11 protein-coding genes and 1 pseudogene are annotated in these 13116 nt (G+C 71.0%); 7 read left to right on the top strand and 5 right to left on the bottom strand.

Annotated elements, in window-relative coordinates; translation table 11 throughout:
• Positions 1–124: 124 nt before the first annotated feature.
• Positions 125–1771, bottom strand: coding sequence for a M4 family metallopeptidase (locus OG852_RS33130; RefSeq protein WP_330349870.1), 1647 nt, complete (start codon positions 1769–1771; stop codon positions 125–127).
• A gap of 142 nt (positions 1772–1913) precedes the next feature.
• On the opposite strand from OG852_RS33130, the gene OG852_RS33125 reads away from it, so the two are divergent.
• The 3 genes from OG852_RS33125 (at position 1914) to OG852_RS33115 (ending at position 3875) form a co-directional block, all read left to right on the top strand.
• Entirely contained in the window at positions 1914–2348 is a 435-nt protein-coding gene (locus tag OG852_RS33125) for a gamma-glutamylcyclotransferase family protein (RefSeq protein ID WP_330349869.1), read from the top strand.
• Positions 2349–2575: 227 nt separating this feature from the next.
• Positions 2576–3103, top strand: a complete 528-nt coding sequence (locus tag OG852_RS33120) for a hypothetical protein (protein ID WP_330349868.1) — start codon at positions 2576–2578, stop codon at positions 3101–3103.
• Between the two features lie 124 nt (positions 3104–3227).
• Positions 3228–3875: a class F sortase gene (locus OG852_RS33115; protein ID WP_330349867.1), complete on the top strand. Its 648-nt coding sequence runs from the start codon at positions 3228–3230 to the stop codon at positions 3873–3875.
• On the opposite strand, the pseudogene OG852_RS33110 reads toward OG852_RS33115, so the two are convergent.
• A pseudogene (locus OG852_RS33110) lies at positions 3872–4268 on the bottom strand (sulfite exporter TauE/SafE family protein); the annotation flags it as partial. The gene OG852_RS33115 and the pseudogene OG852_RS33110 sit on opposite strands and share 4 nt — an antisense overlap.
• Positions 4269–4459: 191 nt before the next feature.
• On the opposite strand from OG852_RS33110, the gene OG852_RS33105 reads away from it, so the two are divergent.
• The 4 genes from OG852_RS33105 to OG852_RS33090 all read left to right on the top strand — a co-directional run bounded on the left by OG852_RS33105 (position 4460) and on the right by OG852_RS33090 (position 9276).
• Positions 4460–5692, top strand: coding sequence for an NAD(P)/FAD-dependent oxidoreductase (locus OG852_RS33105; protein WP_133918257.1), 1233 nt, complete (start codon positions 4460–4462; stop codon positions 5690–5692).
• Positions 5692–8295: a nitrite reductase large subunit NirB gene (nirB, locus tag OG852_RS33100; RefSeq protein ID WP_330349866.1), complete on the top strand. Its 2604-nt coding sequence runs from the start codon at positions 5692–5694 to the stop codon at positions 8293–8295. The genes OG852_RS33105 and nirB overlap by 1 nt, the downstream gene beginning before the upstream one ends.
• Positions 8292–8645, top strand: coding sequence for a nitrite reductase small subunit NirD (nirD, locus tag OG852_RS33095; RefSeq protein ID WP_133918255.1), 354 nt, complete (start codon positions 8292–8294; stop codon positions 8643–8645). Before nirB ends, nirD begins: the two co-directional genes overlap by 4 nt.
• Before the next feature lie 193 nt (positions 8646–8838).
• The gene (locus OG852_RS33090; RefSeq protein WP_330349865.1) at positions 8839–9276 is read left to right on the top strand and encodes an excalibur calcium-binding domain-containing protein; all 438 of its coding nucleotides are present in this window, start codon (positions 8839–8841) and stop codon (positions 9274–9276) included.
• Between the two features lie 25 nt (positions 9277–9301).
• Here OG852_RS33090 and OG852_RS33085 read toward each other — a convergent pair whose 3' ends face one another.
• The 3 genes from OG852_RS33085 to OG852_RS33075 all read right to left on the bottom strand — a co-directional run bounded on the left by OG852_RS33085 (position 9302) and on the right by OG852_RS33075 (position 13093).
• Positions 9302–9994, bottom strand: a complete 693-nt coding sequence (locus OG852_RS33085) for an O-methyltransferase (protein WP_133918253.1) — start codon at positions 9992–9994, stop codon at positions 9302–9304.
• 103 nt (positions 9995–10097) lie between these two features.
• On the bottom strand, positions 10098–12398 hold the full coding sequence (locus OG852_RS33080) for an FtsX-like permease family protein (RefSeq protein WP_330349864.1): 2301 nt from the start codon (positions 12396–12398) through the stop codon (positions 10098–10100).
• The gene (locus OG852_RS33075; RefSeq protein ID WP_330349863.1) at positions 12395–13093 is read right to left on the bottom strand and encodes an ABC transporter ATP-binding protein; all 699 of its coding nucleotides are present in this window, start codon (positions 13091–13093) and stop codon (positions 12395–12397) included. Before OG852_RS33075 ends, OG852_RS33080 begins: the two co-directional genes overlap by 4 nt.
• Positions 13094–13116: the final 23 nt, after the last annotated feature.

The following is a 13116-nucleotide window of genomic DNA, read 5'->3' as shown; positions in this document are numbered from 1 at the left end:
CTGGTCACCCGAATCCCCCGGCGCACACCGGTCCGTGTGCGCCGGGGGATCTTAACGGGTGATCGACGCACGGGAAAGGGAGTTGAGGCGAGTGACGACAAGGCCAACCCCCCTGGCCCGTGGGTCAGTTCACGTTCACCGCGCTCCAGGCCGCGGCCACCGCGTTGTACTCGGTGCTGCCGGAGCCGTAGAGGTCACGGGCGGCGTTGAGGGTCGCCGTCCGCGCACCGGCGTAGTTCGTGGACGAGGTCATGTAGACCGTCAGCGCCCGGTACCAGATGGCGCCCAGCTTGTCCCGGCCGATCCCGGTGACCGTGGAGCCGTTGGAGGTCGGGGAGTTGTAGGTGACGCCGTTGATGGTCTTGGAGCCGCTGCCCTCCGCCAGCAGATAGGCGAAGTGGTTGGCGACCCCGGAGGAGTAGTGGACGTCGAGGTTGCCGACCGAACTGCTCCAGTAGTCGGCGGAGCTGCCGTCCTTGCTCGGCTTGTCCATGTACCGCAGGGCGTCCCGGCCGAAGCCGGAGCGGACGATCTTCTCGCCGATCAGGTAGTCGCCCTGGTCGGAGGAGTTGTTGGCGTAGAACTCCACGAGCGAGCCGAAGATGTCGGAGGTGGCCTCGTTCAGACCGCCGGACTCGCCCGAGTAGGTCAGGTTGGCGGACTTGGACGTCACACCGTGGGACATCTCGTGGCCGGCCACGTCCAGCGCGACGAGCGGGCCGAGCTGGGTGCCGTCGCCGTCGCCGTACGTCATGCAGAAGCAGCTGTCGTCCCAGAAGGCGTTGTTGTAGCTGTTGCCGTAGTGGACGCGGTTGTAGGAGCCCTTGCCGTCGTTGCCGATGCCGTTGCGGCCGTGCACGTTCTTGTAGTAGTCCCAGGTCACGTCGGTGCCGTACTGCGCGTCGACGGCGGCCGTCGAGCGGTCGGAGGCCGTGCCGGTGCCCCAGTGGTTGTCGGTGTCGGTGAAGAGGGTCGCGGGGGCCCGGCTGATGCAGATGCCGAAGATGCACAGGTCGGTCTTGTTCGCCGCGTCACCGGTGTACGTGTTCCCGCGGGTCGGGTCCTTGAGCTGGTACGTCGTCCCGGAGAGCGTGCTCTCCAGCGGGACCGTGCCGCCGTACAGGGACTTGCCGTCGCCCGTGGCCGTCTCGATGGTGTCCCAGGCGTCGATCCGGGCGCCGGTGCGCGCGTCGGTGAGGACCGTGCGGGCGACCGGGTTGCCGAGGGAGTCCAGGCCGACGGCGTTCGTCCGCCAGGCCAGCTTCGGGGTGCCGTGCAGGGCGTCGACGACGAGCTGCGGCTTGGCCTTGACCTGCTTGAGGGTCTCGCCGAGGTGGGCCGCGCGCAGGGCGTTCACGGCGGCGTCGGCGGCCTGGGGGGCGGAGAGCTTCGGGGTGATGGTCGGCAGTGAGATCGCCGCCCTGGTCGCCCGGTTCGCACTGCGGTAGGTGCCGTCGGGCGCCAGGTGGACCACGAAGTCGCCGCCCAGAATGGGGAGTTCGCGGTAGGTGCGGTCGTAGCGGACGTGCTGGGCGCCGTCCTTGTCGATGACGACGTCCCGGACGGCGGTGTCCTGCGGCGCGGTCAGCCCCAGGCTCGCGGCATGGTCGGCGAGGGCGGCCGCGGCGTGGTCGAGCGCGGTGGCGCGGGTGGGTCTGTCGGCCGCGTCGGCGGCGGGGGAGAGAACGGCGGCCAGCAGGGTCGCCGTGGTGGCGGCGATGCCGGCGGTGGCGAGACGGGAACCTCGGACGTGCTGCCGTATCCGACTCATCGGTCTGCTCGGTCTCCTCGGAAAGGCGCCCCGGGGGCGCGTGTGGGGGCGGCTCATGAAGCCGTGGTGAGATTTAAGGGGGCATGACAACTGGTGTCCAGAGCGCCGCGTGCCGGTGCGGTGAGAGGAGAGAATCGTTTCCGTGAGCACCTCGACCACCCCGCCCCACCCCCACCTCCCGTTCTTCGTCTACGGCACGCTGCGCCCCGGCGAGGTCAACCACGACCTCTTCCTGCGCGGCCGCACCCTGCGCGAGGAACCCGCCCGCCTGACGGGCGCGGTGCTCTACGACGGCCCCGGCTATCCGTACGCCGTGGAGGAACCCGGCGGGACCGTCACCGGGGACCTCGTGACGGCCCGCCCGGAGGCCTACGGGCGGCTGCTCGCGGAGCTGGACCGGCTGGAGGAGTACACGCCGGGTGATCCGCGCAGCCTGTACGAGCGCGTGGTCCGCGAGGTGACGGTCGGCGAGGGCACCGCGCGGGCCTGGGTCTATGTGGCGGCGCCGGCGGTGGCCGCCCGGCTGCGCGCCGGGGGCACGCCCGTGGAGGGCGGCGACTGGCTGGCCCGGCGCTGAGCGGTCACCCGTTCACACCCCCTGCGGGCGCCTTTTCCGCCGCTTTTCCCCCGGCCGCCGCACCCACCCCGGTGACCTGCCGAAACGGCCGCCCGGACCGCCCGGTCCCGGCGCGCCCCGACACCCGTTCACCCCATTCCTGACAGCTGCTCAGGAAGCGCGCTCGCCGTACGGGGACTTACCTCGGAAGGGCAGGGACGCGATCCGAGACGCGCGAGGGAGCACAGATGCGACGAACCACCCGTCTGCTGACCGGCACCGCGCTCGCCGTCGCCGTCGCGGGCGGGATCGCGGTCCCGGCGTACGGAGCGCGGGACGCGGGCGGGACCCTGGACATCCACCCCGTCGGCGTCGTCCCCGGCGACCCGGTCACGGTGCGCACCGCGGCGTGCGGCGCGGACGGGACGGCGGCGGGCGACGCGGGCGCGGTCGGCGCCGGACGGTTCACGCTCGTGCCGGACGCGCACCGGGGCGGGGCGACCGGGGAGTTCCGGGTGCCGCCGAGCGCCCAGCCGGGGACGTACGAGATCGTCGCGCAGTGCGCGAAGGGCGGCCGGCGGCTCACCGGGGACCTGGTGGTGACGCTGGCCTCGGCGCGGCGGCCGGTGGCTCCGCGCGGAAGTGTGAAGACGGGGGTCGGCGGCGCACTCGGCCCCGACCCCGTGCAGACCGCGGCCGGTGTGGCGGCGCTCGCCGTCGCCGCCGCGGGCGGTACCTGGCTCCTGCATCGCCGGGCGAGAGGCGACGGGATCTGACGGACACCCTCCGCTGTCCGTCCACCGGTACCGCATGTCCCCTCCCCCTCCGGGCCCGACGCCCCTCGCGGCCCGGAGGGGGGCACGGGGTGTCCCGTACGGCCCGTGAGGCAGAAGGGTTGAGATGCGCAGGGTCGGCAACACCCTCATAGCGACCGTCACCGTGACCGCCCTGTGCGCGGGCGCGTGGCTGCTGCACAGCGGCACCGAGACACACGCCCCGCCCCAGCCGTCCGCCGCGCAGGCGCACTCGGGCGGCGACGGGGACGGCGGTACGGGCAGCGGTACGGCGATACGCTCCGCCCCGGCCCTGCCACCCTCCCCGCCCGACCGGATCCGCATCCCCGCGCTCCACGTCGACGCCCCGCTGACCGGCCTCGCCCTGACCCCCGCCGGCGGTCTCGGCGCCCCGCCCGCCGACCGGACGAACCTGGCGGGCTGGTACGAGGCCGGGACCACCCCCGGTGAGCGGGGCACCGCGATCGTCGCGGGTCACGTCGACAACGCCGACGGCCCCGCCGTCTTCTACGACCTCGGCGCCCTGCGCAAGCACAGCACCGTCGAGGTGGACCGCCGGGACGGCACCGTCGCCGTCTTCACGGTGGACGCGGTCGAGGTGTACGACACCCGCCGCTTCCCCGACGCCAAGGTCTACGGCGCCGCCTCCCGCCCCGAGCTACGGGTGATCACCTGCGGCGGCGGCTACTCGAAGTCGACCGGCTACCGGGGCAACGTGGTCGTGTTCGCCCATCTGACGGGGAGCCGCGGCTAGTGCCCCGGCAGGCACCGTTCGCCCCGGCACCAGGCGACCCACTGCTGCCGGGCGGGATTCCCCACCAGCGCGAACACCACCGTCAGCAGCACCACCCGCGCTAACCCGCTGCCCTTCTTCAGGGCCGTGCGGGCGCCGAGGGTGCCGCCCGCGAGGTTGAACACGGCCATCAGGGCGGCCAGTCGCCACAGCACGCCGCCCTCCCGGGCGAAGGTGGCGAGGGCGCCCGCGTTCGTACAGCAGTTGACGATCTTGGCGGTGGCCGAGGCGGTGACCAGATCGAGGTGGAGCGGTCGCGGTGCGGGCGGGGACCAGGAACGTACCGGTGCCGGGACCGATCAGACCGTCGTGGAAACCGATGCCGAGGCCCGCGAGGCCGAGCAGGGCGAACAGGGCGAACAGGGCGAAAAGGGCGAGCAGGGCGAAGGGGATGTCGGGCCTGGACGTACGGGCCGTATGAATGCACAGGCCACGCACCCCGGGGAAACCCTCACACCCCCGCCCGCCCCCCGCTGAGGGCAGCGTTCCTCACGGGAAACAACCGTGATGCGACCGGGTAACCTCCGCACCGCACGCTCAAGGGCATGACCTCGAATTCGCGTGTGGTGGTGATCGGCGCCGGCCTCGCGGGCGTCCGACTCGCCCGCCGGCTCGGCGAGCTGGGCGTGCCCGCGCTGCTGATCGGCGACGAGGAGCACCGCCCGTACAACCGGGTCCTGCTCGCCGAGGTGCTGGCCGGCCGCTACGCCCCCGAGGTGATCGCGCTGCCCGCGCCCACCGGACTGGTCCGCGCCCGCGTCACCGGCATCGACCGCGCCCGGCGGACCGTCGCCTGCGCGGACGGCACGGAGATCGCATACGACACGCTGGTCCTCGCCACCGGCTCCAACCCGGTGCTGCCGCCCCTGCGCGGGCTGTTCACCCCCGACCACGTCCTGCCCGAGGGCGTCCACGCGTTCCGCACCATGGACGACTGCCTGGGCCTGTCGAAGGCCGTACGGCCCGGGGTGCGGGCCGTCGTCATCGGCGGCGGGCTCCTCGGGGTCTCCGCCGCACGAGCCCTCGCGATGCGCGGCGCGCAGGTCGTCCTCGCCCAGCAGTCCGAGCGGCTCATGGAGCGTCAGCTCGACCCCGGCGCCTCCGCGCTGGTCCTGCGGCACCTGAGGGACCTCGGCGTCGAGGTCCACACCGAGTGCCGGGTCCGCGACGTGCGCTGCGTCGGCGGCGCGGTCCGCTCCGTCGAGATGGCCGACGGCTACGCCCTCGACGCCGATCTGGTGGTGCTGGCCTGCGGGGTCTCCCCGCGCGCCGGTCTCGCCAAGCAGGCGGGGCTCGCCGTCCACAAGGGCGTCCTGGTCGACGACGAACTGCGCACCTCCGACCCGCACATCCGCGCGATCGGCGACTGCGCCCAGCACGACGGGACCGTGTACGGCCTCGCCGCACCGGCGCTCGAACAGGCCGACGTCCTCGCCGAGTCGCTCGCCGGCGACCCGGCCGCCCGCTACGGCGGCACCCGCGTCCTCACCCGGCTCACCCTCTCCGGGAACGGCGTCCTCTCCGGTGAGGGCGTCTTCGACCTCGCCGCGTTCGGCGAGACGGAACCGCTCCCCGGCGACGACGTCGTGCAGCTCGCCGACGCCACCCGGGGGACCTACCGCAAGGTCGTCGTCCGCGACGACCGCCTGGTCGGCGGGGTCCTCGTCGGCGAACTCGGCACCGTCGGCGCGCTGGCGCGCGCCTGGGAGGGAGCAGAGCCGCTCCCGTCCGACGGCGGCCCCCTGCTCCACCTGCTCACCAACGATGGAGGCTCCTGATGACCGCCACCCCGGAGGCCACGGAGGCCACCCCCACGATCGTGCTCGTCGGCCACGGCATGGTCGGCCAGCGCTTCCTCGAAGCGCTCGCCGAGCGCGGCCTGACCGCCACGCACCGCGTGGTCGTGCTCTGCGAGGAGCCCCGTCCCGCGTACGACCGTGTGGCGCTCACCTCCTACTTCGCGGGCAGGACCCCCGAGGACCTCTCCATGACCGACATGGAGTTCATCGCGGCGCACGGCATCGAGCTGCACATCGGCGACCCGGCGGTCACGATCGACCGCGCGGCCCGGACGGTGACCGCGAAGTCCGGCCGGGTCTTCGCCTACGACACCCTCGTCCTCGCCACCGGCTCCTACCCGTTCGTGCCGCCGGTCCCGAACAAGGACGCCGAGGGCTGCTTCGTCTACCGCACCATCGAGGACCTCCTCGCGATCGAGGAGTACGCCAAGACCGCGACGACCGGTGCCGTGGTCGGCGGCGGTCTGCTCGGCCTGGAGGCGGCCGGCGCCCTCAAGGGCCTCGGACTCACCTCCCACATCGTGGAGTTCGCGCCCCGGCTGATGCCCGTCCAGGTCGACGAGGGCGGCGGCGCCGCCCTGCTGCGCACCATCGAGGAGATGGGCCTGAGCGTCCACACGGGCGTGGGCACCCAGGAGATCGTGGTCGACGAGGCCGGCGCCGTCACCGGGATGAAGCTGTCCGACGGCTCCGAACTCGCCACCGATCTGGTGGTGTTCAGCGCCGGTGTCCGGCCGAGGGACCAGCTCGCCCGCGACTGCGGCCTCACCGTCGGCGAGCGCGGCGGCATCACGGTCGACGAGCAGTGCCGCACGGCGAACGACCCGCACGTCTTCGCCATCGGCGAGTGCGCGCTGGCGGCGGACGGCCGGGTCTACGGCCTGGTCGCCCCCGGCTACGAGCAGGCCGAGACGGCCGCCGCGACCATCGCCGCCGACGAGGCCGCCTTCACCGGCGCCGACCTCTCCACCAAGCTGAAGCTGCTCGGTGTGGACGTGGCGTCTTTCGGCGACGCGCACGGCACCACCGCCGACTGCCTGGACGTCGTCTACTCCGACTCCCGCTCGGGCCTGTACAAGAAGCTCGTCATCGGCCGCGACGGCACCCTGCTCGGCGGCATCCTGGTCGGCGACGCGGAGGCCTACGGCACCCTGCGCGCCCTGACCGGCTCGGTCCCGCCGATCTCCCCCGAGTCGCTGGTCCTGCCGGCCGGCGCGAGCGGCGGCGCCCAGCTCGGCCCGTCCGCCCTCCCCGACGACGCGATCATCTGCTCCTGCCACAACGTCAGCAAGGGCGCGATCCGCGGCGCGGTGACCGAGCACTCCTGCACCACCGTGCCCGAGGTCAAGAAGTGCACCAAGGCCGGTACCGGCTGCGGCAGTTGCGTCAAGGTCCTCGGCCAGCTCGTCACCGCCGAGCTGGAGGCGTCCGGCGTCGAGGTCGACAAGGGCCTGTGCGGCTGCTTCTCGCAGACCCGCGAGGAGCTGTACGAGATCGTCCTCGCCCTGCGCATCAACACCTACCAGGGCCTCCTGGACCGGTACGGCCGCGAGGACGCCCGGGGCGGGGACGGCTGCGAGATCTGCAAGCCGGCGGTGGCCTCGATCATCGCCTCGCTGGCCCCCACGATCGGCGCGAGCGGCTATGTCCTGGAGGGCGAGCAGGCGGCGCTGCAGGACAGCAACGACCACTTCCTCGCCAACCTCCAGAAGAACGGCTCGTACTCCGTCGTCCCGCGCATCCCCGGGGGTGAGATCACCCCCGAGGGCCTGATCGTGATCGGCGAGATCGCCCGCGACTTCGGCCTCTACACGAAGATCACCGGCGGCCAGCGGATCGACATGTTCGGCGCCCGCGTCGAACAACTCCCCCTGATCTGGACCCGGTTGGTGGACGCCGGCTTCGAGTCCGGCCACGCCTACGGAAAGTCGCTGCGGACCGTCAAGTCCTGCGTGGGCCAGACCTGGTGCCGCTACGGCGTCCAGGACTCCGTCCGCATGGCGATCGACCTGGAGCTGCGCTACCGGGGGCTCAGGTCCCCCCACAAGCTCAAGTCGGCCGTCTCGGGCTGCGCCCGCGAGTGCGCCGAGGCCCAGTCGAAGGACTTCGGCGTGATCGCCACCTCCAACGGCTGGAACCTGTACGTCGGCGGCAACGGCGGCGCCACCCCGCGCCACGCGGACCTGCTCGCCCAGGACCTCTCCGACGCCGAACTCATCCGCCTGATCGACCGCTTCCTGATGTTCTACATCCGCACCGCCGACCGCCTGGAGCGCACCTCCACCTGGCTGGAGCGGATCCCCGGCGGCCTGGACCACGTCCGTGACGTCGTCGTGGAGGACTCCCTCGGCATCTGCGAGGAGCTGGAGTCCCTGATGGCGGACCACGTGGCGCACTACGCCGACGAGTGGGCGACCACCATCAACGACCCCGAGAAGCTCGCCCGGTTCGTGTCCTTCGTCAACGCGCCCGACACCCCCGACCCGGTCGTCGGCTTCGTCCCCGAGCGCGACCAGATCAAGCCCGACCTGCCGCTGCTGACCATCGGCCACCGTCCCCTGGAAGGGAGCGCCCAGCGATGACCCTGGCACCCGAGACGACCGACCTGAAGATCCAGCTCCGGCTGGACGAGGACTGGTTCACCGTCTGCGACCTGACCGCGCTGACCCCGGGCCGCGGCGTGGCAGCGCTGCTGCCCGACGGCCGCCAGGTCGCCCTCTTCCGCGACCGCGCGGGCGAGCTGTACGCCGTCGACAACCGCGACCCGTTCGGCGGCGCGGCCGTCCTCTCCCGCGGTCTCACCGGCACCCACCGGGGCCGCCCGTTCGTGGCCTCACCACTGCTCAAGCAGCGCTTCGACCTGGTGTCGGGCGAGTGCCTGGACGACGAGACGGTACGCATCGCGACGTACGAGGTGCGCGCGGCGGCCTGAGCGGCCTGAGCGTTGGCTCTCGCTCGCGAAGCCCCACGGTGACCCGGGTCAGCGTCGACCCGGGTCACCGTCGGTTTCGGTCCGCCGTCAGCGTCCGCAGACGGCCGGACGGTCACAGAACGAACACTTCCCCCTCACTCCCCACTTTCCAGCCATACCGTCGTCTCCCACACCACACCCGACGGGGGACGCCATGACCAATCCCTACACCGCTCCACCCACCCCCGCCTCCCTGCGCCCCCGCTGGGCCCGCAAGCGTTTCGTCATCCCGGCCCTGGGCCTGGCCCTGTTCCTCGGAACCGTCATCGGCTCCGACGGAGAGGACACGCAGAAGCCGGCGGCTGCGACTCCTCGGCCCACGGTGACGGTGACGGCCACGGCGACGACGACCGAGACCCCCGCTCCCGAACCGGCGACCACGGTGACCGCCACGGAGACGGTGAAGGTCACGAGGACGGTGACGGCGCAGGCGAACAGCGCGTCGGACTCGGACGACACGTCGGAGAACTCGACCGTCTACTACGCCAACTGCAGCGAGGCCCGGGCGGCCGGCGACACCCCGCTGTACGCGGGTGACCCCGGCTACGACCGCCACCTGGACCGGGACGGGGACGGAGTGGCCTGCGAATAACAGCAGGCCCCGCGCCCCCGTCCCGTCAGCGAACCCGCCGCACGATCGCGAACCCGTCCCACCCCTTCGCCCCCACGGTCTGCAACGCGGTCGCCTCGAGCCGTCCGTCCCGGGCGATGTCGTCCAGCACGGCCCGCACGCCCCGCACCCGTTCGTCGGAACTGCCGTCATCGACGACGGCACCATTCCGCACCACATTGTCGATGACGATCACACTCCCGACCCGGGTGAGCGCGAGGGATGCCTTCAGATACTCGGGGTTGCTGGGCTTGTCGGCGTCGATGAACACGAAGTCGTACGGCTCGACCCCCTCCTCGACGAGCCGCCAGGCCGACTCCGCCGCGGGTCCGACGACCACATCGACCCACTCGGCGACCCCGGCCTTCTCCAGGTTCCCCCGGGCGATGTCGGCGTTCCGCGCCTCGAGCTCAAGCGAGGTGACCCGCCCCTCCGCCCCCACGGCCCGGGCCAGCCAGACGGTGCTGTACCCGGCCAACGTCCCGAACTCCAACACCCTCCGCGCCCCGACCATCCCACACAACAACGCGAGCAACCGCCCCTGATTGGGCGCCACCTCCGCCTGAGGCATCGAACTCCCCCGCCCGGACTCCCGGGCCCCGACCAACGCCTCATCCTCACCGACGAGCGTCTCGACGAAGTAGTCATCGACATCCCGCCAGACCCGCTCGGACTCGTACACCGCGATCTCCCCCCGCATCCAGGCACGTTGACTGCCCGATCAGCGTAAACCCGGCCCACAGAGAGGGACGGCACCCGAGCGATACCGCCCCCTCTCCACCCACCCCACACCTTCCCGACCACTAGTCCCGTCGGATCAGCTCGGGGTCGATGCGCCGCCCGACGAGCGGCAACGCGCCGATGGCGGCGATCAGGACGACTCCCAGCGCGGAGGCGACGAGCAGGGGCAGCCCGGCCCCGTCCCAGAAGATGGCCCCGCCCCCGGTCACCAGGTAACTGGACTCGGCCATCTTCCCGGTCACGACCGCCAGAACGAGTCCGACGGCCAAGGGCAGCACGACCTGCGCGACCTGAACAGCCCGTAGCGTCCGGGGCCGGGCCCCGAGCAGCGCGAGCGCGGTGACCTGCGACCGCCGTTCCACGGCTCTGTCGGTGGCGGCGACCAGGTAGGCCGCGACGCCGATGATGAGACCGAGGACCATGCCTACGGCGAGGAGGGTCTTGACGACGGTGATCTGCTCCAGGGAGGTGACGACCACCCCTACCGGTTCGACCTCGATCGTCGGGTCGACCTCCGCGATACCTCCGAGTACGGAGAGCATCGTTCGTGGACCGGCATCGCTGAGGAGAGAAAGCGTCGCATCCCTCTCCGCAGGCCGGAAGCCGGCAGGAAGGGTGGAGGGAGGGATCAGCAGCATGCCGCTGTACGCCATCTCCACTGCCAGCTCGTCCTGATACCGGACTGTCCGCTGTGGCACCTCCACCGTCATGACTCGCCGCTCCCCCTTGGCGTTGCGCAGGTGGAAGGAGAACCGGTTGCCCGGCTTGCTGGGCTCGTCGTACGTGGTCCCCGGCACCATCAACCGCGCGGGGCGTCCGTCAACGCAGTTCTCCAACACGGACGCGATCTTGCGCAGCTGAGCACAGGTGGCGATCAGCGCGTTGATTTGGGGGCCTTCTTCCGTTTGCTGCTGGTCAGCCCATGATGACGCCTCGATGACATGACTACGGATACCTGGCAGTCGGGTGAGGGCCGACTCCCGATAACTGGGGACGTCGTCGAGCGCCATGTTGTAGCGCTGGACCGGCGCAGTGTTCTTGGACACCTGATCCAGTTCGATGAGCACGCCTTGGGTGAGCGACGCCGCGAAGACCAGCAGCACCAAGCCCGTCGCCACGCGCAGGGCCCCGCCCGGTTCCACCTCGTTGCGACGCATCGCAAGGCTGAGAGAGAGCGAAGTCGTGGAACGGGCCACCCTCCGAGCAAGGGCACGGGAAAAAACCGGCAACGACAGCACCAGGCCAGTGCCCACCAGCACGACGGCGAGCGGCATCAGGAACGAGGAGAGCCCGGTGTCCGAGGGCGCGTTCCCCGTAGCGCCGGCCACGCAGTAACCGGTGACGATGCCCAGTCCGGGAACAAGCGGAAGGAGCCCCCACAGACGAGGCGCCTTCTCGACGGCACTGCGACGTACTTCCAATGGGTTCGCCGCAGCCTTCCTCGCTCCGATCAGGCCCACGAACCAGGCGAGCGCCGGGCAGCCCACGAGACAGGCGAGGAATGTCGGTCCGGAGAGCGATCCATCTGCCGGATACCACCTGAAGCCCGGCAGGCCGATTCGCGCAATCATCTGATTGACAACCCAGTAGGCACCGAGGCCCAGAACCGCCCCCAGCAAGGCGGCAGCCACGGTCTCGGCCGCGTTGACGCGCTGCGTGCCTTTGCGGCTGAGCCCGAGCAGGCGCAACGCAGCCAGTCGCCTCATGCGCGAGGCGGCTGACAACCGAGCGCATACGGAGAGGAAGACAGCCAGCGGAAGCAGCACGACACCCGCCATGGTGAAGCGCAGGATGTCGAGCGTCGAAGGCTCCACGGTGGGAAATCGGGTGTACTCATCTCCGAATCGGGTCAGGTGCCCGCCGGCCTTGAGCGTCTCAGGGGTGGTGCCGATGTAGGCGTACAGCTCATCGGGGTGAGCCAGACCCTCGGCGGAGATGAGCCCGCGTTCCTTCCCCGGCAAGAGCCGGGCCAACCCGGGGTCGCTCTTGAGCGTTTCATGGAGGCGAGGAGACACGATCACTTCACCTGGGCCGGGAAGTTCACGCAGCCCGGGCGGTGGGGCGATGGGTTTGCCTTCCAACGCCACAAAGATGCGAATGAACGGCTCGGAACCGTAGGGGTCCACCCTGGTGAGGGACAAACCCTTTCCGCTTACCGAAAGGCACCTACCCATCCCGTTCGAGCAGTCCGGTTCACGGGCTGCCTTGCGGGCGTCCTGTGCGGCCAGGATGCCCGGAATCACGAGTACGACAGCGAGACAGCACACACCGATCGCGCTGCCCACCGTCATGAGCAGGAATCGGACCCGGTTGCCCCGGCCGCTGCCCAACAACAGCTTGAGGCCGAGGAGGAGTTCCTTCATGACGCTTCCCGGGTCTGCGCGGCGAGCACGCCATCACGCATGGTGTAGCGGGTGTCGGCCCGGGCTGCCACCTGCGGGTCGTGTGTCACGAGCACCACAGCCGTTCCCTGGGAACGCGCGAGGCTGAGGAACTCCTCCAGAACGGTCGTGGCATTTTTGCTGTCCAGCGAACCGGTGGGCTCATCGGCGAAGACGACGGCCGGTCTGTGTACCAACGCCCTGGCAACCGCCACACGTTGGCTCTGCCCTCCGGACACCTGCGACGGGCGCCGGTCCCGCAGATCCCCGAGGCCGAGCCGCCCCAAGACTTCGCCGGCCATCGCAAGGGCCTTGGCCTTACGCTGTCCAGCCAAGCGGAGGGGAAGTGCCGTATTCTCCGCCACCGTCAACTCGGGCAACAGTTCGCCGTATTGAAAGACGAACCCGAACCGTTCGCGCCGGATGGCACTCAGCTCCTCGTCGTCAAGGGAGCCCAGCGAACGTCCCTCGAAGCGGACCTCACCTCGGGCCACTGGGAGCACTCCGGCCAGGCAGTACAACAACGACGATTTACCGGATCCGCTTTGGCCGGTGATCGCCGCGACTTCCCCCCGCCCCAGGGAGATCTCTGCGTTTCGGACTGCCTGCGTCGCTCCGTAGAAGAGTTCGACTCCCCTGGCGCACAGGACTTCTGTCGTGTTGATCTCGTTCTCCAATCAGGAGCCCGAGCCCAGATTCG

The organism is Streptomyces sp. NBC_00582, assembly GCF_036345155.1.
Lineage (GTDB): Bacteria > Actinomycetota > Actinomycetes > Streptomycetales > Streptomycetaceae > Streptomyces.
Note: the sequence above shows the minus strand (reverse complement) of the source record. Positions and strands in the feature narration are given on the sequence as shown.

Coding starts and splice junctions, on each gene's coding strand:
- OG852_RS33105 (WP_133918257.1), top strand. CDS start 4,460: ATGACCTCGAATTCGCGTGTGGTGGTGATCGGCGCCGGCCTCGCGGGC.
- nirD (WP_133918255.1), top strand. CDS start 8,292: ATGACCCTGGCACCCGAGACGACCGACCTGAAGATCCAGCTCCGGCTG.
- OG852_RS33090 (WP_330349865.1), top strand. CDS start 8,839: ATGACCAATCCCTACACCGCTCCACCCACCCCCGCCTCCCTGCGCCCC.
- OG852_RS33120 (WP_330349868.1), top strand. CDS start 2,576: ATGCGACGAACCACCCGTCTGCTGACCGGCACCGCGCTCGCCGTCGCC.
- OG852_RS33080 (WP_330349864.1), bottom strand. CDS start 12,398: ATGAAGGAACTCCTCCTCGGCCTCAAGCTGTTGTTGGGCAGCGGCCGG.
- OG852_RS33115 (WP_330349867.1), top strand. CDS start 3,228: ATGCGCAGGGTCGGCAACACCCTCATAGCGACCGTCACCGTGACCGCC.
- OG852_RS33130 (WP_330349870.1), bottom strand. CDS start 1,771: ATGAGTCGGATACGGCAGCACGTCCGAGGTTCCCGTCTCGCCACCGCC.
- OG852_RS33085 (WP_133918253.1), bottom strand. CDS start 9,994: ATGCGGGGGGAGATCGCGGTGTACGAGTCCGAGCGGGTCTGGCGGGAT.
- nirB (WP_330349866.1), top strand. CDS start 5,692: ATGACCGCCACCCCGGAGGCCACGGAGGCCACCCCCACGATCGTGCTC.